The organism is Stutzerimonas stutzeri KOS6 (genome assembly GCF_000307775.2).
Lineage (GTDB): Bacteria > Pseudomonadota > Gammaproteobacteria > Pseudomonadales > Pseudomonadaceae > Stutzerimonas > Stutzerimonas stutzeri_B.
On sequence record NZ_KK020678.1, the window covers coordinates 327,150 to 347,939 of the forward strand.

Consider the following 20,790-nt stretch of genomic DNA (forward strand, 5'->3'; position numbering starts at 1 on the left):
TTAATAAGCTAACCGAGCTCAAGCTATGTTATCTGCAGTCCCGGGAGCGGCTAAATAGCGAATATTGCGAATAACTCCGACTTGCCTAGCCGTATAATTACTTATACTTGCCGCGTCTCAAGCCACGCATGTGTCGTGGCGCGCTTGCTAGCTGGGCAAGGGAAATAAACAGCTTCTCAACACACCGGCTGAGGCCGGTACCTACCGAAATCCTCAAGAAAAATGGGGCTCTGCCTCCCGCTTAATGCTGGATTCAACCAGCGCTCGCCTAACAAAACTGCCTTACACCCTGTCAGCCAGCTTCTACGCCTGATTCTATGATCAACAGGCTAGGACTGGGCGCCGTTTAAATGATGTTTAAAAAAAGTAACGGCTTATGAAAAACGTCCAAAAGCCCCGTCATCAGGGGCTTCCAGTAAATTCTTGTCGCGTGAAATCGCGTGACGGAGACCTCTTAACGCTTAAAAAGTTGATCCGCGGAGTGGGATGCGTGCTCTCACAGGAGAGCGCAGCGAGCCTGGCCAGCGCCTATAGGAGACAACATGGCAATTTTAAATCCAGGGTTTGCGACCCCCTTACCGAATGTCGCTCGCTCACGTTTGCCTCGTACGTTACGAGCGCGAGTAGAACTCACCGTGCAGTTCGGCCATGAGCGAAAAAAACGGGGTTGCCAGGTGGCTCAGGCCTGAACTGTGCGGCGGCACCCCCTTTCGATTTGACGATTTGAGAGAGATGACAGAGTGGGTCGTAACGTCGGAGTGGGTACGCGCGATATGGCATCGGCAGGTCGAATCCTGCTGGATCGAGAGCGCGAGAAGCGGAATGTCTCGTTTTCCACCGCTGCTTCGGTAGATATGGCGTGGAGGCAATTCACCAATTATGCGCAAGCCCAGGAAATCCGCCGCCTCGAACATGTGACGGAGGATTTGCTAATGCGCTACGGCGCGGAGCTCGCCCAGCAAGTGGCGCGCCATGAATGCACGGCCGGGTATGCGCAGCGCCTAATCAGTGCGGTTAACAGCGTCATGAGACTGGCCAATCCTAAATGGAGACGAGTCAACGCTGTGCATGATTGTGGAGTACCAAAACGCACCGCGGTACGCAAAAAACCACCGTCGGGAATGGATGCCCAGTTAGTCGACGCGGCCATACAGAGTCTGCGCCTCAGTGATCAGGCGGCCGCTGCTGCAGTAGTGAAGTTGTGCTGGGCGCTCGGCTTGCGCATACAAGAAGCCGCATTGCTAAACGCCAGGAAAGCGATGTCCCAGGCCCGATCAGATGGTTGCATTGAGGTCCGATATGGCACGAAAGGCGGCCGAAAACGCGTGTTGAGGATCCTGCACGCACATCAGTTGGAGGCCCTGGAGGCTGCTGCCGCCATACAGGCGCAGGGCATCTCGATCATACCGTCGGACCTCGACTGGAAGATGTTCCGGACGTCTGTTCTGGACCGAGCACGAATAACATTGAAAGCGCACGGCATTGTCAAATTTCACGATCTACGTGCCGCATATGCGTGCCGGCGGTACCAAGAGCTGACTGGGCATCCCGCGCCGGTGCTGACCGGTTGCATCGTTGAAAATGAGGTTGATCGGGTTGCCAGGGCCGAGATTGCATTGGAGTTAGGCCATAACCGGATCAGCGTCGTCGCTGCGTATGTTGGAGGTCTGGCATGAGTCGCCTAGTTGGCCAGATTGACGAGCTGACCAGGGGATATGGACGCAAGGGAGGAAAGCGGAACCGGGCGCAACAGAGAGCTCGAATGGCCGCCTTCGGTGTGTTCTGTGAGTCGCTGGGAGTCGCCCACCTCGGGCAGGTAGGCGCCAGGCATGTGATTCGCTACTGGAAATCCCCAGTGATGCAGAGCTACTCCGATCGTACGCGGATGGGTCACTACTACGCATTGGAAGTGCTGTGGAGATGCGCAGGCAAGCCTGAGAAACCACCAAGGCCGTTTCCCCAGGCGACTACGGTTAAATGAGCAGCTGTGACTGTCCGATCTCGACGGAGAATGAAAACCAGGCATTTCAGAGAGAGCTGAAAATTTCGTCAATATCAGCGCAAGGAGCCGATTGAGTGTTTGTTTTTTAGCTTCCCATCTGCTCACTAATTTTACCTGTATAAGTAAACACTCTGGATGTGTCTAGGCGTGCTACATATCCTTGGCGCGAGTAGCTAATCGGCTAGGCCTCCTCAAGTAGCAAGGAACTAGCGACCTGCATTATCGAAGATGCGTGTCGGCCTGGTTTGTACGGGAACGGCCCCGATGTTGAGTGGTGACCAACTGACCGTGCTGCCGAAAAACACCGTGCATAGCTTTACCCATCGCTGGCCAGTGGATAAGGTGACGAGGATCACAGCATGGCAAGTCACGGTATCCCAGGGACGGCTCACCTCTGTACTTCTGATTACAAAGTACGCGCGCTACAGACCCGCTTTCGGATTCCCCGAGCCTCTTCAGCCATCATCGTTTGAAATACTTGCGAGCTCACCTCATAGGGCTCGCACGAGGAGTTATGCATGACAGATTTGGCCCAGCTATCTCAGGCCCTGCTCGCCGCTGTGCCTGTGGCCGGCAGCATTGGCAATCAATCTCTGTTCGAGCAATTGCATGGGCAGTTTGCTGAGTTGACCGAAGAGCAGTTCTGGGTGGCGCGCGATGCGCTGATTGAGCAAGGCGTGCTGGTCAAAGGCCGTGGTCGCGGCGGCTCGGTGCTGCGGGCGCAAGCATCGGGCAGCAGCCTGGCCGATCAGGTGCTAAATAAGGCGCGTGAGCGCTTTGAGCCAGCAGCGGTTGCTGAAGTCAGTGCCGCCTATGTGGCCGACGCCGCAGCCAGCGTCAGCAAGGGTAGGGCGGCTAAGGTGCAGCAGACCACCAGCCTTGCGGCCATGGAGAAAACCCTATGGGCCACCGCCGACAAGCTGCGCGCCAACATGGACGCCGCCGAGTACAAGCACATCGTGCTCGGGCTGATCTTCCTCAAGTACATCTCTGACGGCTTCGCTGGCCGCCGCGCCGAGCTGGAACGCAAGCTGCTGGATGAAAAAGACGACTACTACCTGGGCGATGACGACCCGGAAGCCCTCACCGCCGAACTGGAAGACCGCGACTACTACCGCGAGGTCAACGTGTTCTGGGTGCCCGAGGCGGCGCGCTGGGAAGCGATCCGCGCGGGCGCCAAGCAGGTGGATATCGGCAAGAAAATCGACGACGCTCTGGCCGCCATCGAGGCGGAAAACCCCAAGCTCAAGAACATTCTCGACAAACGCTACGCCCGCGCCCAATTGCCGGACGGCAAGCTCGGCGAACTGGTGGACCTGATCTCCACTATCGGTTTTGGTTACGACGCCAATAAAGCCCGCGACCTGCTCGGCCAGGTTTACGAATACTTCCTCGGTCAATTTGCCAGCGCCGAAGGCAAGAAGGGCGGCCAGTTCTACACCCCGGCCAGCATCGTCAAAACCCTGGTGGCGGTGCTCAACCCGCACCATGGCAAGGTGTATGACCCCTGTTGCGGCAGTGGCGGCATGTTCGTGCAGTCGGAGAAATTCATCGAGGCCCACGGCGGCAAGCTGGGCGACGTGTCCATCTACGGCCAGGAATCCAACCCCACCACCTGGCGCCTGGCGGCGATGAACCTGGCCATCCGCGGCATCGACTTTAACCTTGGTAAGGAGCCGGCGGATACCTTTATCCGCAACCAGCACTCTGACCTGCGCGCTGACTTTGTGCTGGCCAACCCGCCGTTCAATATCAGCGACTGGTGGCACGGCAGCTTGGAAGGTGATCCGCGCTGGGTCTATGGTACACCTCCGCAAGGCAATGCTAACTACGCCTGGCTGCAACATATGTTGCATCACCTCAAACCCAACGGCCGCGCCGGCATTGTGTTGGCCAACGGCTCCATGAGCTCCAGCCAGAACAGCGAAGGCGATATCCGCAAAGCCATGGTCGAGGCCGACGTGGTGGAAGTCATGGTCGCGCTGCCCGGCCAGTTGTTCTTCAACACCCAGATTCCCGCCTGCCTGTGGTTCCTCGCCAAACAGAAAACCGCCCGCCCCGGCGAAGTGCTGTTTATCGACGCGCGCAAGCTGGGCACCCGCGTCAGCCGTGTGCAGATCGAGCTGACTGACGCGGACATTGAACGCATCGCTCAAACCGTCGCCAACTGGCGCGGCGAGCCGCTGGACAAGGGTGGCGAGATCGGCGAGTACGCGGACATTCCCGGCTTCTGCCGCAGCGTCAAACTCGCTGAAATTGCCGAGCACGGCCATGTGCTGACGCCGGGTCGTTATGTCGGCGCCGAAGAGGTGGAGGATGACGACGAAGCCTTTGCCGAGAAGATGCAGCGGCTGACCCAACAGCTTGGCGAGCAGATGCAGAAGGGTGCGGAACTTGATCAGTTGATCCGGCAGAGGCTGGGGGGGCTGGGGTATGAGTTCTAAAGCGAACTATACAAGCCTTGGCGATATCTGTTGCGATGTTAGTTATGGATATACAGAAAGTGCGACAAATGAAGCTGTCGGTCCGAAGTTCTTGCGCATCACTGATATCCAGGGAGGCACGTTTGACTGGGGCTCGGTGCCTTACTGCCCCGCTACTGATGTTAATGCTAAAAAATATGCTCTAAAAGTTGGCGACATTGTAATTGCGCGTACAGGTAACTCGACGGGGGAAAATGCTCAGCTGGCAAATGAACCTCCGCCTGCTGTTTTCGCTTCTTACTTAATACGATTTCGCCCTGATGCCTCACGTGTGAACCCTTTTTTTGTTGGTTATCAATTGAGGACTGAGCGGTTCCGGCAATACGTACTGGCGGTCCGGAGTGGCTCAGCCCAGCCTGGGGCGAACGCAAAACAGTTGGGCGCCTTCCCTGTTGAGTTGATTGATCGAGATCTTCAAGATGACGCGGTAGAAATACTGAGGACTCTCGACGACCGCATCACCCTGCTACGCGAAACCAACGCCACCCTGGAAGCCATCGCCCAGGCGCTGTTCAAATCCTGGTTCGTCGATTTCGACCCCGTCCACGCCAAGGCCGAAGGCCGCCAGCCGGAAGGCATGGACGCCACCACCGCCGCCCTGTTCCCCGATAGCTTCGAAGAGTCTGAGTTGGGGTTGGTGCCGAAGGGGTGGCGATACGTGAGCCTCAAAGAGGTCACGGCAATCTTTGACTCCCAGCGCGTTCCATTGTCGGGGCAGGAACGTGATAAGCGTAAGGGCATATATCCGTACTACGGTGCAGCAGCTCTGATGGACTGGGTAGATAGCTACTTGTTCGATGGCGTCTATCTGTTGTTGGGTGAAGATGGCTCTGTCGCTGATGCTGCGGGATACCCTGTGACTCAGTACGTTTGGGGCAAGATATGGGTAAATAACCATGCCCACGTTCTCCAAGGAAAATCTGGGGTTACAACTGAGCATCTAATGCTTGCTCTGCAGCAAACGATCATCACCCCCTATATAACCGGCGCGGTTCAGGCGAAGCTCAGCCAGTCCAATATGTGGCGGATTCCGTTCTTACGTTCATCTCAGGAAGTATCCGAAGCCTTTGGTGAGGCAGTTACTCCACTCTTTATTTCAATCCGTCGTAACTACGAGCAAGCCCAAACCCTCACTCAACTCCGCGACACCCTCTTACCCCGCCTGATCGCCGGCCAACTGCGCCTGCCGGAGGTGCAGGCTCTGCTTAACGATAGGGATACTGCCCAATGAACGAGCCCGTTGCCGAGCGCGAAGCGCTGTGGTCCCAGTTTCTCGAACGCTGGCCGCTGGAAAGCCTGCGGCAGATGACTTTGGGGGAATACAACCAAGCTGGCTCAGACGACCATTTTTGCCGCTGGCTGGAGAAGCACACTGAGTCGTTGGGCTCAATCTGGGGCGGATCGTCTTTCAAATTCGGCGTGTTTTCCCGGTTGGACAAGCAGGAAAAGAGCAATCCCCATCGTGTGTTCACCGACGAGCATGCCTGGCTGAAGAAGTACGGCAGCAGCGCAGCACAGGCGTTTGCCACCGTGCGCCAGCATCTCGTGACGGTGGCTGAGGCGGCGCGAGCGGGCGACCTGGAGACAATCGAGCAGGTCGATCTTGGGCCAGTGGTGAAGTGGAAGATCGCTTTCCTTTATCAAAACCGGCAAGAACCAAGCATCCTCTGCGTGTTCGCAGCCCGCGACCTATGCGCGGCGATCGGGCGCAAGGCCAGCCACAATGAGCAACTGGCGCCATTGCAACGCCAGTTGGTGGCCGTGCGGCAGGGGCAGAACCTTTTTACTTACTCTGATCAAGTATGGGCGCGTGCTCAAGAGTGGCATCGAAAACACAGTCTGACTGAGCAGGCACTGGATTTCTTCACCGCCGATCCTGAGCGGTTCACTGAGATCAAAGTCACCAAGAAAATGGCTGGCTTTTGCCTGAGCAATGACCGCGAGCTGGCCTTGCTGCGCGAGAACGGCAAGCTGAGCCTGTTCGTAGCGCCTGGCAACTGGCAGCGGGCCATTGAGGGGCTGGAGTGCGAAACCTATTCACCCGAAGACACGCGCCACAGCGGCCTTGCGGCCTGTGCGCCGGCACTGGCTTTCGGCAACCCGGCGCTGTCCATCAAGCTCGCCGGTATGGCGGCGCTGGAAGCCTTCTGCCTGGCCTATGAGACTGACTCCATGGATGAAACCACTGCGACGCAATCGATACTGCCGGACAGTAAGCGGCAGGCTCCGCCACTCAACCAGATCCTCTATGGTCCGCCGGGCACCGGCAAGACATACGAAACGATCGACGCCGCGCTGGAAGTGCTCGCGCCGCAATACCTGCCGCTTGCGCGTGAGCAGCGGAAGCGACATTTCGATGAGTTCGTTGCGCAGCAGCGCATTCGCTTCGTCACCTTTCACCAAAGCTTCAGCTACGAGGATTTCGTCGAGGGGCTTAGGGCTTTGCCCCGGAAAGCGAGGACAACCCTAGTGGTGCGCTGGCTTACGATGTAGCTAAGGGTGTATTTGTCCAGCTGTGCCTGGATGCCACAGGCGACCCGGTGCTGGAGCGGAAGCTGGGGCTAAAGAAGGATCCAACCATCTGGAAAATTTCCATCGAGGAGGCTGGTAGTGACGGGCGAACCCGGCGCTATTGCTTCCAGCATGGCGAAGCCCGTATCGGCTGGCATAAGGTGGGTGATATTCGCAACGCCGACCTCGCCGATCCTTCGCTCAAACTAGGCAGTAACGACCGGAGTTCACTGACCAGTTTCGCGAACGAGATCGAAGAGGGAGATGTGCTGGTCTGCCTGGGTACTCGCAAGAGTATCTGCGCGGTCGGTGTGGTTACCGGCGAGTATGAGTACAACCCTCAGGTGCCAGAGGGAGTGCGCAAGGATTATGTGCATCGCCTGCCGGTCAACTGGCTGCTGACCGATATCGACTTCGATATCGGCGAGCTCAATGGCGGTCGTGGACTGACGCTGAAAACCGTTTACCCCATGAGCCGTATCAACTGGCCTGAACTGCAGCAAGCGCTGCAGCAGGCTGGTCACCGTCTTGTCGAAGAAACCAAGCTGGCCGTGACTGGCCCAAAGCTGCCATATGTGTTGATCGTCGATGAAATCAACCGCGGGAATATTTCGCGCATTTTCGGTGAGCTGATCACACTGATCGAGCCTTCCAAACGTGCTGGTGCCGCAGAGGCGCTTGAGGCCGTGTTGCCATACTCGAAGCGGCATTTCAGTGTCCCGGACAATGTCTACCTGATCGGCACCATGAACACCGCTGACCGCTCGCTGGCCGGGCTGGATATTGCCCTGCGCCGGCGCTTCGTGTTCCGCGAGATGCCGCCACGCCCGGATTTGCTGGATGGTGTAGAGCTGCAGGGGCTGAACATCGGCAAGCTGCTACGGGTTATGAACCAGCGCATCGAGGTGCTGCTAGATCGAGATCATTGCCTGGGGCATGCCTACTTTATGCCGCTGACAGAACAAGGGCTTAAAGATGACGACAGGCTGGCGAAGCTTGAACTGATCTTCCGCAACCAGATTCTGCCGCTGCTGCAGGAGTACTTCTTCGAAGATTGGCAGCGCATTCAGTGGGTGCTCAACGACCATCGCAAGCCGGCGATCGACCGTTTCGTTGAGCAGGACAAGCAGGATCTGGCGGCTCTGTTCGGCAACATCAGCGTGCCGGCGCAAGGAGGGGTGTGGCGAATCAATATGGCTGCGTTCAAGCGGCTTTCTGCCTATGCCGGGGTAATCGCGGTGAATGCCAAGGCCGAGGTACCAGATGAGGAACCAGAGGAGGCGGATGCGTGAGCGCATTCGTCACCGTGCGTGAATACGCTCGCCTGACCACCGCGGCGGTTGCGCCCGGCAACCTCGACTGTGCGCAGATTTCCGAAACTGCCTTTGATTGGCTGTGCGAGCTGAGCGCCAGCTTCAACCACAATGGCGCCACGCTGCTGCAGGTGGAGGGGCGGCGTGTCCTGAAATGGGATTCCTATGTGGGGGTGCTGGAAACGCCCTGTGGCACGCGGCTGGAGATTTTGCCCAAGCACCATGAGCAGGGCGATTGCCTGGTCAAGAGTCGCCAGTTGCTGCGCAAGCTGATCCAGCAGGCTCTGCAGCTCAAGCCCCGTGAGGTCTCGGTGGCCAGTCTGGAGCTGTTCGATGCGCCGCTCAGTGAGTGGGTGATGGGGCAGTTTCTGGCGGAGTTGGATTTGTTGGTCAAGCGTGGCGTGCGCTTCGACTACCAGCGCATCGAGGAGGAACAGCGTTTTCTCCGAGGTCAATTGAATGTGGTGGCGCAGATGCGCCAGCCGCCCGGGCGCCAGCATCATTTTCAGATCCGCCACGACGTGTTCCTGCCGGACCGTGCCGAAAATCGTTTGCTCAAGCTGGCGCTGGAGCAGGTAGCAAAGAGCACGCAGGACGCCGCCAACTGGCGCCTGGCCAATGAGCTGCGCTCGATGCTGGCCGAGGTGCCGTCTAGCAAACAGGTGAGCTGGGATCGGCGTGCATGGAGCCGCGATCGGCTGATGGCGCATTATCAGGCGATCAAGCCATGGTGCGAGCTGATCCTCAATCAGCAGATGCCGATAGCCGTGAGCGGCGAATGGCGGGGGATGAGCCTGCTATTTCCGATGGAGAAGCTGTTCGAGTGCTACGTGGCGGGCTGGCTACGGCAACGCTTGCCGAACGGTGCAGATCTGACTTCACAAGCCAGCCGACACCATCTGTGCAGGCACGACAGCGGAAAGATGTTCTGCCTGAAACCGGACTTGCTGATCGACACGCCGGAGCAGCGTTGGATTCTTGATACCAAGTGGAAGCGCATCGATGCCGGTAAACCTGAGAATAACTACGACCTGAGTCAGAACGATTTCTATCAGCTGTTTGCCTATGGGCATAAATACCGAAGAGGCGACGAGGTGCCGAGGCTGGTACTGATTTATCCGTATTGGTCTGGACTTCAGACGGCGCTGCCGGTGTTTGATTACGGCAAGGGCATGCAGTTATGGGTGCTTCCCTTCGACCTAGATAGCGATCATTTACTGGACGCTGAGTCTGCTGGGATCCCCTTGCGGCAGGAGCGTAGGCTCGTTGCGGAGCGCAGTGAGCTGATGGTTGTTTGAATCACCTGAATTAAGAAGAAGGCTCGCAGAGGCCGCTGAAAAACAAGCAAGGCTAGGGCTATGGACTATTCGAAGTGGTTGGACCTTTGGGATAAGGCAACACCTGAGCAACTGATTGCTCCTGTGTTTGTGTTTAGCCTTGTGACGGTGCTGTGCCTTTGGTACTTGCTGCGTTACTTCTTGCGCTCGTTTGCGTTGAGCCGGCGCTTGAAGAAGCTCGCACGGCAAGTGCGTGAACTCAAGAAGTTGCAGCCAGCCAAGCGCCGTAGCGAACTGGAGCAGTTGTTCCACGAGCATACGCTGGGGCATGCCTGGCAGGAGTATGCCGAGACGCTGCATGACCAGTTCGAGGTGCATGAGGGCGAGCGGCGCTTGTTGTGCTCTCGCGCAACTGCCGGCGCGGGGCATTTCTTTACCGCCCAAACGGTGGTGGAGACGCCACTAGGCACCGAGTTTTACAAGCACTTGCCGGGCATCCTGACGGGGATCGGTATTGTCGGCACCTTCTTCGGCTTGATGTTGGGCCTGCAGCACTTCGACCCCAGCACACCCGAGCAGGTCAGCTCCAGCGTCGATCAGTTGCTCAAGGACGTGCTATTTGCCTTCCTCGGCTCCTTCTTCTCGATCTTCGCTTCTATTGGCGTGACGCTGACCGAAAAGTGGCGCCTAGGCCGCTGCTACAAGCATCTGGAATCCCTGACTGAGAGTATCGACGGGCTGTTCGACAGCGGCGTGGGCGAGGAGTACCTGGCGGAGCTGGTGAAGTCGAGCAACGAGAGTTCGATCCAGACCCGTCAGCTCAAGGACAGCCTGGTTACCGATCTGCGTGAGATGCTGCAAAACCTGGTAGATACCCAGGTGCGTGAGAACCTCAAGTTGGCCGATTCTCTTTCGGCAAGTTACCGCGACTCTGGTCAGGTGTTGGCCGAGCAGATTGGCGGCGCCATCGAGAACAGCCTCAAGTCTCCCCTGGAGGCCATCGCCGGAGCTGTGAATACCGCCAGCGGCGACCAGAGCAACCAGGTGCAGAGCCTGCTCACCGATGTGCTCACAGCCTTTATGAGTAAGCTGGAAAGTACCTTTGGCCAGCAGTTCAACGGTCTGCATGAGATGCTGGGGCAGTCGGTCGCGGCTATGCAGTCCATGCAGCAGGGCTTCAATGAGCTGGTCGGCGACATGCGCTCGGCGAGCGAGGCTTCATCTCAGAACAGCGCGAAGATGATCGCGCAGCTGCTGTCCGACATGCAGGCTGGGCAAAACAGCATGCAGGCCGGGATGAACGAGATGCTGGCCAGTCTGCAGACGTCCATCGCGCGTATCGGCAGTGAAGGGGAGGGGGCTGGTGAGCGGATGGCCAAGCAGTTGGAGAAGCTGTTTGCCGATAGCGAGGCACGCCAGCAAGCCATGGCGGAGAATCTGCAGATCTTTGTCGAATCCCTGCAGCAGAGCATTGGCCAGGGCCAGCAGGAAACCATGGCGAAGATCGCCGGCTCGGTAGATGTGCTGGGCGAGCAATTGGGCGGCCTCTTCAAGCAGCTTGAGCAAAACCGTACGCAGATGGAACAGGCCAGCAAGACCGCCCAAGTCGAACTGCACCGTGGTACACGCGAGGTGGTTGGCGGTCTGGAAGAGCAGGTGAAAACCCTGCTGGATGCCGTCGCCGATCAGCAAGGCGCGATGCAGGACAGCCTCAAGCTACTCGGTGCGCAAACCGAGCAACACTTGCAGAGCATGCAACAAGGTGCCGAGAAGATGCGCCTGGCAGCCGAGCGCTTCGACAGCGCCGGGCAGAGCGTGAGTAAAGCCGGGGAGGCGACTGCGAGCGTACTGGGTGCGCTGCAGGGCACGAGCGGCGATCTGGTTGGCGCTTCCCGCGAACTGACCAGTGTGGTGGCCGACTATCGCAATAACCGCGAAGCGCTAAATCAGACGCTTGCGGTCATTCAGGGGGTGGTTGCCACTACTCAGGGGGAGTCCGCTGGGCGCAGCCAATACCTGCAGGATCTGAAGCTGCAAGGCGAGCGGCTGCAGACGCTCAATCGTGAAGTGAACGACTACCTAGAGCAGATCAGTGCCGTGCTGGGCAAGGGCTTCAACGAGTTTAGTGAGGGGGTAGATCGTAGCCTGCGGCTGACGCTGGGTAGCCTGGATGCCGAGCTGCATAAGGCGATGACCAGCCTGGCCGGTGGTGTCGAAGGGGTCAAGGAAAGCCTGGAAGACTTCAGTGACATCATGGAGCGCGTTCAGCGCCGCTAAGGGGGTAGAGCATGTTCGGCAAATCAGCCGCTCCCGCTCGGGCGCGTGACGAGGGCGAGAAGCCTTTCTGGATTTCATTCGCCGACCTTATGACGGCGATGATGATCTTGTTTCTGGTGGTGATGGTGGCCTCGCTGAGCTCGGTGACGCAGCGTATTCAGCAGGCTGAGCAAGGTGAGAAACAGCGCGGTAAGGACATTGCTAAGCTTTGCCAGGATCTCAAACTGAGGGCGGGAGGGCTTAACTCCACCATCGTGGTGGACTGCCGGGATAACCGCATTAGCTTCGGTGAGGCTGGGCGCTTTGGCCACAATCAATACTTTCTCAACAGCCAGGGGCAGCAGGCCCTGCAGGATGTTGTGCCGTTGATCTTGGATGCCGCTGACAGCGAAGAGGGACGCAAGTGGCTCAAGCAGGTGGTGATTGAGGGCTTCACCGATACGGACGGCTCTTACCTGTACAACCTGCACCTCTCGCTGCAGCGCTCGGAGTGGGTGATGTGCAGTCTGCTCGATAGCCGCAGCCCGGTGCAGAAAGGGCTTTCAGCTGAGCGTCAGCAGCAGATTCGCTCCATGTTCCTGGCTGGTGGTGTGTCGTTCAACAATGCCAAGGAGAGCAAGGAGGAGAGTCGGCGGGTGGAGCTGCGCATGCAGTTCTTCGGGCTTAAGGACCAGGAGCATGAAGGTCAGGAACCGGCGCTTGAGTTTGCTTATGCGGCAAACGAAAAGTGCCAGTTGGAGATGCGCTAGATGAGCCGGGCTCTGTCGTCTCTGTCGGCGGCCATCACTTCTGGCTTGCAGCGCCAGAATGAGCGCAGCGGCGATGCCGGGTTTAGTAGCATGGTGGCGCTGAAACGCGTCAACACTGAGCTTTCTCGGCGTTTTGACCAGGTCGAAAAAGCCCTGGCACCGCCCCGCGAGAAACGCTTGCTGGCTCTTGGCAAGTTCAAGCGTGAGCAGGCGCTGACTTCATCGGAGTGGCGCCTGGTTTTTGCCGGGCTGGCTGATGACGATGAAGTCAGTGTTCCGGTGCTGGAGGACGATCACCTGTTCGACCGTGTTCATCGGGAGGTGGCTGGCCGTATCGAGCAACGGACACTTAGCCGCCGCGACTGGCTGGCGCTGTGTTTCAGCTACTTTGCCTACGATGAGCACAAACCTGACGACAACGCGAACTGGCGGGTGCTGCGTGACGATATTGATCGCGGCTTCGATGCTGTCAGGCAGCGTATCGGTCGTGAAAAAGAGTGGATGCGCATTGTTGCCGAGCATCGCGAACTGTTCGGCGCTCAGGCTGGAACCCGTCTGGCAGAGGAGATATTCGAGGGCAGGGCGCGTGATCTTTCCTCACTACAGGCCATTGCCCAGGTGCCGGATGGTAGTTGGTTGTGGCAGCGGATTTTTGCGGTTCTGCTTTCGCGCATTTTCCTGCTGGATGACGAAACCTTCCTGAAGCGCCTACCGGAGTTGGTAGCTCTGGGGCAGCTGAATACGCGCTATCTCAATCAGGTGCTAAGTGCCTGCCTGACTCGTTATCACCGTTCGCGGTATCGCGAGCAGTCGTCCTCGCTACTCAAGCAGGCTGCGTTGGAGCACTGGGGCAGCCCACAGATGCGTTCCAAGCAGAACGCATGGTTGCAGTATGTGGAGCAACCTGTTTGCGCGATGGTGGTTGCCTGGTTTGCCAAGGAGGATCTGGAGCACTTCTTCACCTTGCTCAAGGGCGAGGCGGAGGTCGACCAGTCGCGCCTGTTTTACTGGTTACGCTTTGCCAATCAGATGAGCTACACGCGGATTGTGATGGGAGGTGATGCGTGGCATGACCGGGGTAGTGATTTCGTGGCTTTTCGTGAGAAGAACAAAGGCCGCTTAAGTCAGCTCGCGGGAGGGCCTAGTCACAACAATGCCGTGGTGATGCAGATCGGCAATTACTTCTTTGTGGAGTTTTCTGGTACCGGCAATGCTTGCTACGTCTATCGTGCCGATGCCGCACCATTTAATCCTGATAAACCGGTGCTGGGGCTGGCAACTGAGCTGAAGCAGCAAGGACGGGCGCTGAAGCGTATGTCCCACTCTCCAGCCCCGCGGCGACCCAACGTAGTCGAAGGGTGGCTGGAGAAGTTTGATGATGAGCTCCGGACGCTGGGAATCGTCGCACAGCGTCCAGCGTCATTTACGCAACCCCGCCTTTCCGGTGACAAACCCGCTGTTCATACGGCTGCGTCTGCACCTGGCACGGGTGATTCGCTGGACGTGCAGGTTAGGTCGATGTTGGGCAGTGTGCCCTATAAGACCTTCGACCACCGATCGAAAAGTGGGGTCTACCAGGTTTTGCTTGCCAGGGATGATGCGGCTGCCAAAACAGCGCTGCTGCGCCTCGGCTTCAAGGCTGTGAAAAACAATGCACTCATGTTCTGGAGGCTTTGATGCTCGGCCGATTTTTTTCCGGGAAGGATCGTTCTCAATCTGCCAAGGGGGCAGCGCCTGGTGCTTACCAGATTGAGGAACAAGGTATTTGTTATGCCTTGAGTCTGGCCGATGACGATACAAGCTGGCCCGTTGCTGCCTACCTGGACCAGCTCTTCGAAGAAGACTATGCCAGCCAGCTGAGTGATCGCTGGCTGTTGCCTTGGGAGTCAATCTATCAGCTCTTGGATGATCCGGCGCACGCTAGCAGCCTTCCTTTGCTTGGCTTGCCCGCGATTGCCAAGCTGCAACCGCAGTTGGCCAGTACCGGGGGATTGTCGGGTCCGGATTTCAAGGTGTTTGTCCAGTCCTGGCGCAATTCGGAGACGGGCAGCCCGGTTACTTTCGAGCGTGTTGGCGCCATGGCGCGCCATGCTGCAACCACTGAGTTGTTGCCGCCAGCGGTCTGGGAGCTGTTAAAGGCCATTCGGGATTTGCATGCCGCTCAGCAGCAGGCTCCGGGAGAGGTCACCAACCAAATCGGCTGGGCCAATATCCGTAAGTTGGCCAAACGCGCTGGTGCGGTATTGGACGGATTTCTCGACAAGACCGTGGTGGTTAGGCCTGAGCACTTGAAGCTGAGACCACGCAAGGCCGTAGTATCCGGTACGCCGATTATCGAGTTAGATGTCGCGTTTGACGGGCAGCCTGACAATTGGTTGGCCAGTTTCGATGGTTACAAGCAGGTGCAGGATAAGTACCGGGTGCCGGGCGCCGATGGTTCGGTGACGCACGTACTCATTGAGCCGGATGTAAAGGCGGTGCTTGAGTCTGTACGCGCATTACCGGGTCGGCGTGTGGCCGGTGATGAAGCGCTGTCACTGGTGCGCAACCCCTACAGCGTGATCGGGGATGCAGCCGAGAAGGTTGTTGATGCGGACGAATATGAGGAGCAGCTGGCCGATGCGGGCATCTACTTCCATCGTTTTCGCCTGGAACCTTGTCTAGGTGAGGACGGCAAGCATGTTCGGTCGATTGGTCTGTTCCTTGAACCTATCTCGGCCAAGCCGCTACCTGAAGTTGAGCTGCGCTTCGATTTTGCCCACGAGTTCGCGCCATTTGTGAATGAGCTGCAAGTGAAGTTGGCGGCTGGTATGCCCGCGGGATTCTGGCAGGGCTATGAGCTGGAGCTGAGTGACTTCGATCTCGCGCAGTTGGCAGGGGTCAATGAGCTTTTGCGCCACTGGCAGCGCCAGGAGGCCGGGCAGACGTTTGAGGAAGTGCTGGATTTGGCCTCGTATGGTGATCGCGTTGTCGGCATAGGTGAGGCGGAGCGCATTACATCTCCATTTTTGGTGAAAGAGGCAACGGAAAACTGGTTGCCGGTCGATGTGAAAGAGCTCGGGATGGATGGCGATCTGCTCAGTCAGTGGGATCCTGCTAGCCGTGAAGATTTTGAAGAGTTTGAGCACCGCATCGACCAGGCGCGTGTGGCGGGTGATGAACAAGTATGTCTACCGGGTACTGAAACCCCGCTACCTTTCCAGGTCGCGGAGCAGCTTTATGAGGCCTGGTCGAAGAAGCTTAATCCGGTCGAGCCTAAATCACCTGTTGTGACTGAGCCCGTCGCTGGCCGTGCGGTGCTGCATATCGAGCACAACATTGAGGAAGCGACCTATGCCCAGCGCCGTGAGGCGGCTCTGTTGGCGGGGCGGCATGCCAATGCGGATATTCCAGAGCTGCTTCGCCCCGAAGTTCAGCTGCGCGATCATCAAATGAAAGGTGTGGCATGGATGCAGCACCTGTTTGGCTTGTCACCGGATCATGTCGCAGGTTGCTTGCTTGCCGATGACATGGGCTTGGGTAAGACCATTCAACTGCTGACCTTCGTTGTTTGGTATTTGGAGCAGAACCCTCAGGGTAAACCGGTCCTGATTGTTGCCCCCGTTTCCCTGTTGGATAACTGGGAGCGTGAGCTGCAGCGATTCTTCTATGCGGATGTATTGCCGGTATTGAAGCTTTATGGTGGAGCGCTCAGCGCTGTTAAGTTCAAGAGGGACGAGATTCCGGAGGATCTGCAGGCCAAGGGAATAAAAAATCTTCTCCGGCCGGGTTGGATGGGCGATGCTCGAATCGTGCTGACCACCTATGAAACCTTGCGAGATCAGGAACTCTCCTTGGCACGGCAGCAGTGGGCCATCGTGATCTGCGACGAGGCGCAGAAGATCAAAAACCCGGCGGCGCTGATCACGCAAGCGGCGAAAGCAATCCCCTCTCGATTCCGTATCGCCTGCACGGGTACGCCGGTTGAGAACACGCTGATCGATTTGTGGTGTCTTTTCGACTTTATTCAGCCGGGCTTCCTGGGGGGGCTAAATCAGTTCGGTCGGGAGTATCAACGCCCCATTGAAGCAGGCTTGGAGCGCGATACAGCAGCGCTTGAACGCCTGCGTGGGCTTATCGAGCCCCAGACATTACGGCGTACCAAGCAGGATGTGGCGAAGGATCTCCCGGCCAAAATTGAGGACCAGGGGTGCCGCAAGCTGCTGATGCACACGTTACAGCGCAATCTCTATTTGTCCGAGGTTGCTCAGTACACACAGAAGCAGCAGATGCAGGAACAATTGGAGCAGCGAGAGAGCGGCATGCTCGGTTTGCTGCACAAGCTCAAGTTGGTGTGCGCGCACCCATTCAGCGTGCAGCCTGATCCACGCTTGAGGGAACACTCGCCGAAGCTGCAATGGCTTTTAAGCACACTGGATAATATTGCGCGTTCGGGAAGCGGCGATAAGGTCATCCTTTTCACCGAGTTGCGGGACGTCCAACGTGAATTGCAACATGCGATTCAGGAACGCTTCGGCTTCAAACCCACGGTGATCAACGGCGATACCAGCACCAGCAGTCAGAGTGCACAGAGCCGGCAGCGACTTATCGATCATTTTCAAGAGCAGCCTGGCTTTTCGGTGATCATCCTCTCCACTGTTGCGGTTGGATTTGGTGTGAACGTGCAGGTAGCCAACCACGTTATCCATTTCACTCGCTGCTGGAATCCAGCCAAAGAGGATCAGGCCACCGATCGCGCGTACCGGATTGGTCAGGAAAAGGACGTGTACGTCTATTACCCGACTGTGCGTGATGCGAGGATACCTACATTTGAGGCGACGCTGGATGAGCTGCTACAGAAGCGACGCGCGTTGGCGCGGGACATGCTGCAGGGGGCATCTGAGCTTCAGGCATCTGAGTTTGGGGAACTGTTAAGGGCGCAAGGATGAGATTGAACAATGACTGAAGATCAGCTGGAGCAGGAAACCCTCGGCTGGCTCAGTGAACTGGGATACGTGCATCTGTATGGCCCGGATATCGCCTGCGACGGCAGTAACCCCGAGCGCGAGAGCTATCACGATGTGCTGTTGACCATGCGCCTGCGCACGGCCATCGCCCGGCTCAACCCGCAGGTCCCGCTGGCGGCGCGTGAGGACGCCTTGCGCCAGGTGCTGGAGCTGGGCGTGCCGGTGCAGCTGTCGGCCAACCGCCTGTTCCATCGCCTTCTGGTCGGCGGCGTGCCGGTGCAATACCAGAAGGACGGCGAGACCCGTGGCGATTTCGTGCGGTTGATCGACTGGGCCGATGCGCGAGCCAACGAGTGGCTGGCTATCAACCAGTTCAGCATCCAAGGGCCGAAACATACGCGCCGGCCGGATATCATCCTGTTCGTCAATGGCCTGCCGTTGGTGCTACTGGAGCTGAAAAACTCAGCTGACGTGCATGCTGATCTAAACAAGGCCTTCAACCAGATTCAAACGTATAAGGAGCAGATTCCAGACGTTTTCCACTACAACGAGATTCTGGTAATCAGCGATGGCAGTGAGGCCCGCATGGGCTCGCTGTCGGCGGACATCGAGCGCTTCGCGCGTTGGCGCACCATCGATGGTGTAACGGTCGATCCGCTGGGCGAGTTCAATGAGCTGGAGACGCTGGTGCGTGGTGTGCTGCAGCCGGCGATGCTGTTGGATTATCTGCGCTATTTCGTACTGTTCGAGGACGACGGCCAGCTGGTGAAGAAAATTGCTGGCTATCACCAGTTCCATGCGGTGCGCGCGGCCGTTCAGCAGGTGGTCAGCGCCTCGCGTCCGGGCGGCACGCACAAGGGCGGGGTCGTTTGGCACACCCAGGGCTCCGGCAAGAGCATCACCATGACCTGTTTCGCCGCGCGGGTGATGCAGGAGTCGGCGATGGAGAACCCGACCATCGTGGTGATCACCGACCGCAATGACCTGGATGGCCAGCTGTTCGGCGTGTTCTCGCTGTCGCAGGATTTGTTGCGCGAACAGCCGGTGCAGGTGGTGACGCGTGGTGACTTGCGCGAGAAGCTGGCCAACCGGCCCAGTGGTGGCATTGTGTTCGCCACTATCCAGAAGTTCATGCCAGGCGAGGATGAAGACAGTTTCCCGGTCTTGTCCACGCGTTCGAATATCGTGGTGGTAGCCGACGAGGCGCACCGCACTCAATACGGCTTCAGCGCTTCGCTGAAGGTACAAGACGTTAAGGTGGCGGAGGCCAGTGCCCGATATCAGGTGGGTTATGCCCAGCATCTACGCGACGCTCTACCCAACGCTACCTTTGTGGCCTTTACCGGTACGCCGGTGTCCAGCGAAGACCGTGATACTCGTGCGGTGTTCGGCGACTACATCCACGTCTATGACATGCAGCAGGCTAAGGAGGATGGCGCCACGGTGGCCATCTACTACGAGTCGCGCTTGGCCAAGCTGTCGCTCAAAGACAGCGAGCTGGCGCATATCGATGATGAAGTAGATGAACTGGCAGAGGATGAGGAAGAGGACCAGCAGGCGCGGCTGAAGTCGCGCTGGGCGGCGCTGGAGAAGGTGGTGGGGGCTGAGCCGCGGATCAAGAGCGTGGCGGCGGATCTGGTGGCGCACTTCGAAGAGCGAAATTTGGGCCTGGTAGAGATGGGCCAGATGCCGGGCAAAGCAATGGTTGTGGCCATGAGCCGCGAGATTTGCGTGCACCTCTACGACGCGATCGTCGAACTGCGTCCTGAGTGGCACCACGAGGACCCAGAGCAGGGCGCGATCAAGATCGTCATGACCGGGAGCGCCTCGGACAAGGCGCTGCTGCGCCCGCATATCTATCCCAGCCAGGTGAAAAAGCGCTTGGAGAAACGTTTCAAGGGTCCCGCCGACCCGCTCAAATTGGTCATCGTGCGCGACATGTGGCTGACCGGCTTTGACGCGCCCTGCGTGCACACCCTGTACGTGGACAAGCCCATGAAGGGCCACAACCTGATGCAGGCCATTGCCCGGGTGAACCGCGTGTTCAAGGACAAGCAGGGCGGCCTGGTGGTGGATTACATCGGCATCGCCAATGAACTCAAGGCGGCACTCAAGGAGTACACCGCCAGCAAGGGTAGGGGGCGACCCACCGTGGATGCCCACGAAGCCTACGCGGTGCTGGAAGAGAAGCTGGATGTGCTGCGTGGCCTACTGTATGGCTTCAACTACAGCGACTATCTGACAGGTGGTCACAAGCTGCTGGCCGGCGCCGCCAACCACGTGTTGGAACTGGAGGACGGCAAAAAGCGCTTCGCCGACAACGCACTGGCCATGAGCAAGGCGTTCACCCTGTGCTGCACCCTGGATGAAGCCAAAGCGGTGCGCGACGAGGTGGCTTTTTTCCAGGCCATCAAGGTGGTGCTGACCAAGCGCGAAATCAGCGCCAAGAAGAAGACTGACGAAGACCGCGAATTGGCCATCCGCCAGATAATCGGCAATGCCGTGGTTTCCGGTGAGGTGGTGGATGTGTTCGAGGCGGTGGGCCTGGACAAACCCAACATCGGCCTGCTCGACGATGAGTTCCTTGCCGAGGTGCGCAACCTTCCGGAGAAGAACCTGGCGGTGGAACTGCTGGAGCGGCTCCTGGAGGGCGAGATCAAGAGTAAGTTCGCCAGCAACCTGGCTCAGGAGAAGAAGTTCTCCGAACTGCTAGATAGTGTCATCAAGCGCTACCAAAACCGCTCCATCGAAACCGCCCAGGTCATTGAGGAGCTGATCGAGATGGCCAAGAAGTTCGCCGCTGCAAGCAAGCGGGGCGAGCAACTGGGACTGAATGACGACGAGCTGGCCTTCTACGATGCCCTGGCCAACAACGAGGCCTCAGTACGCGAGCTGGGTGATGAGATCCTAGCCAAGATCGCCCATGAACTGACCGCCAACCTGCGGCAGAACGTGACGGTCGACTGGAATAATCGCGACAGCGTGCGTGCCAAGCTGCGGCTGATGGTCAAGCGCATCCTGCGCAAATACAAATACCCGCCGGACCAGCAGGAAGAGGCAGCGCAACTGGTGCTTGCGCAAGCTGAAACGCTTTGTGCTAGTTGGTCGTAGGGCATGCCTGAGTTTCCGGGGTTTGCTTCAAATCGACGAGTCCCCTGCGTTGTCGCTAAGGTGCTGCTGGGGAGTGGCGCGTTGCTTAGCGTAATTCCGGCTGCTGAATGGAGACCGACAT

At 58.1% G+C, this 20,790-nt stretch carries 11 protein-coding genes; all 11 read left to right on the forward strand.

Annotated elements, in window-relative coordinates; genetic code table 11:
• Window positions 1-740: 740 nt before the first annotated feature.
• The 11 genes from B597_RS45420 (at window position 741) to B597_RS45465 (ending at window position 20,669) form a co-directional block, all read left to right on the forward strand.
• A complete protein-coding gene (locus B597_RS45420; RefSeq protein WP_031323838.1) occupies window positions 741-1,676 on the forward strand; it encodes an integrase domain-containing protein in 936 nt (311 codons plus the stop codon).
• An 844-nt stretch (window positions 1,677-2,520) separates the two neighbouring features.
• On the forward strand, window positions 2,521-4,446 hold the full coding sequence (locus B597_RS45430) for a class I SAM-dependent DNA methyltransferase (protein ID WP_003296192.1): 1,926 nt from the start codon (window positions 2,521-2,523) through the stop codon (window positions 4,444-4,446).
• A complete protein-coding gene (locus B597_RS0223905; protein WP_082321596.1) occupies window positions 4,436-5,716 on the forward strand; it encodes a restriction endonuclease subunit S in 1,281 nt (426 codons plus the stop codon). Before B597_RS45430 ends, B597_RS0223905 begins: the two co-directional genes overlap by 11 nt.
• The gene (locus tag B597_RS45435; RefSeq protein WP_003296189.1) at window positions 5,713-6,978 is read left to right on the forward strand and encodes a 5-methylcytosine-specific restriction endonuclease subunit McrB; all 1,266 of its coding nucleotides are present in this window, start codon (window positions 5,713-5,715) and stop codon (window positions 6,976-6,978) included. The genes B597_RS0223905 and B597_RS45435 overlap by 4 nt, the downstream gene beginning before the upstream one ends.
• 47 nt (window positions 6,979-7,025) lie before the next feature.
• Complete coding sequence (locus tag B597_RS48020; protein WP_003296188.1) at window positions 7,026-8,288, forward strand: AAA family ATPase; 1,263 nt, start codon at window positions 7,026-7,028, stop codon at window positions 8,286-8,288.
• On the forward strand, window positions 8,285-9,607 hold the full coding sequence (locus B597_RS45440; RefSeq protein WP_003296186.1) for an McrC family protein: 1,323 nt from the start codon (window positions 8,285-8,287) through the stop codon (window positions 9,605-9,607). The genes B597_RS48020 and B597_RS45440 overlap by 4 nt, the downstream gene beginning before the upstream one ends.
• A gap of 60 nt (window positions 9,608-9,667) precedes the next feature.
• The gene (zorA1, locus tag B597_RS45445; RefSeq protein WP_031323843.1) at window positions 9,668-11,863 is read left to right on the forward strand and encodes a type I Zorya anti-phage system protein ZorA1; all 2,196 of its coding nucleotides are present in this window, start codon (window positions 9,668-9,670) and stop codon (window positions 11,861-11,863) included.
• Between the two features lie 11 nt (window positions 11,864-11,874).
• Window positions 11,875-12,612, forward strand: coding sequence for a type I Zorya anti-phage system protein ZorB1 (gene zorB1 / locus B597_RS45450; protein WP_003296184.1), 738 nt, complete (start codon window positions 11,875-11,877; stop codon window positions 12,610-12,612).
• Window positions 12,613-14,289 (forward strand): type I Zorya anti-phage system protein ZorC, encoded by a 1,677-nt coding sequence (gene zorC, locus B597_RS45455; protein WP_003296180.1) that lies wholly within the window; start codon window positions 12,613-12,615, stop codon window positions 14,287-14,289.
• Complete coding sequence (zorD, locus tag B597_RS45460; protein ID WP_003296178.1) at window positions 14,289-17,540, forward strand: type I Zorya anti-phage system protein ZorD; 3,252 nt, start codon at window positions 14,289-14,291, stop codon at window positions 17,538-17,540. Before zorC ends, zorD begins: the two co-directional genes overlap by 1 nt.
• Before the next feature lie 9 nt (window positions 17,541-17,549).
• Window positions 17,550-20,669 carry a type I restriction endonuclease subunit R gene (locus B597_RS45465; RefSeq protein WP_003296176.1) on the forward strand — a complete coding sequence of 1,040 codons (3,120 nt, stop codon included), beginning with the start codon at window positions 17,550-17,552 and terminating at the stop codon, window positions 20,667-20,669.
• Window positions 20,670-20,790 lie beyond the last annotated feature (121 nt).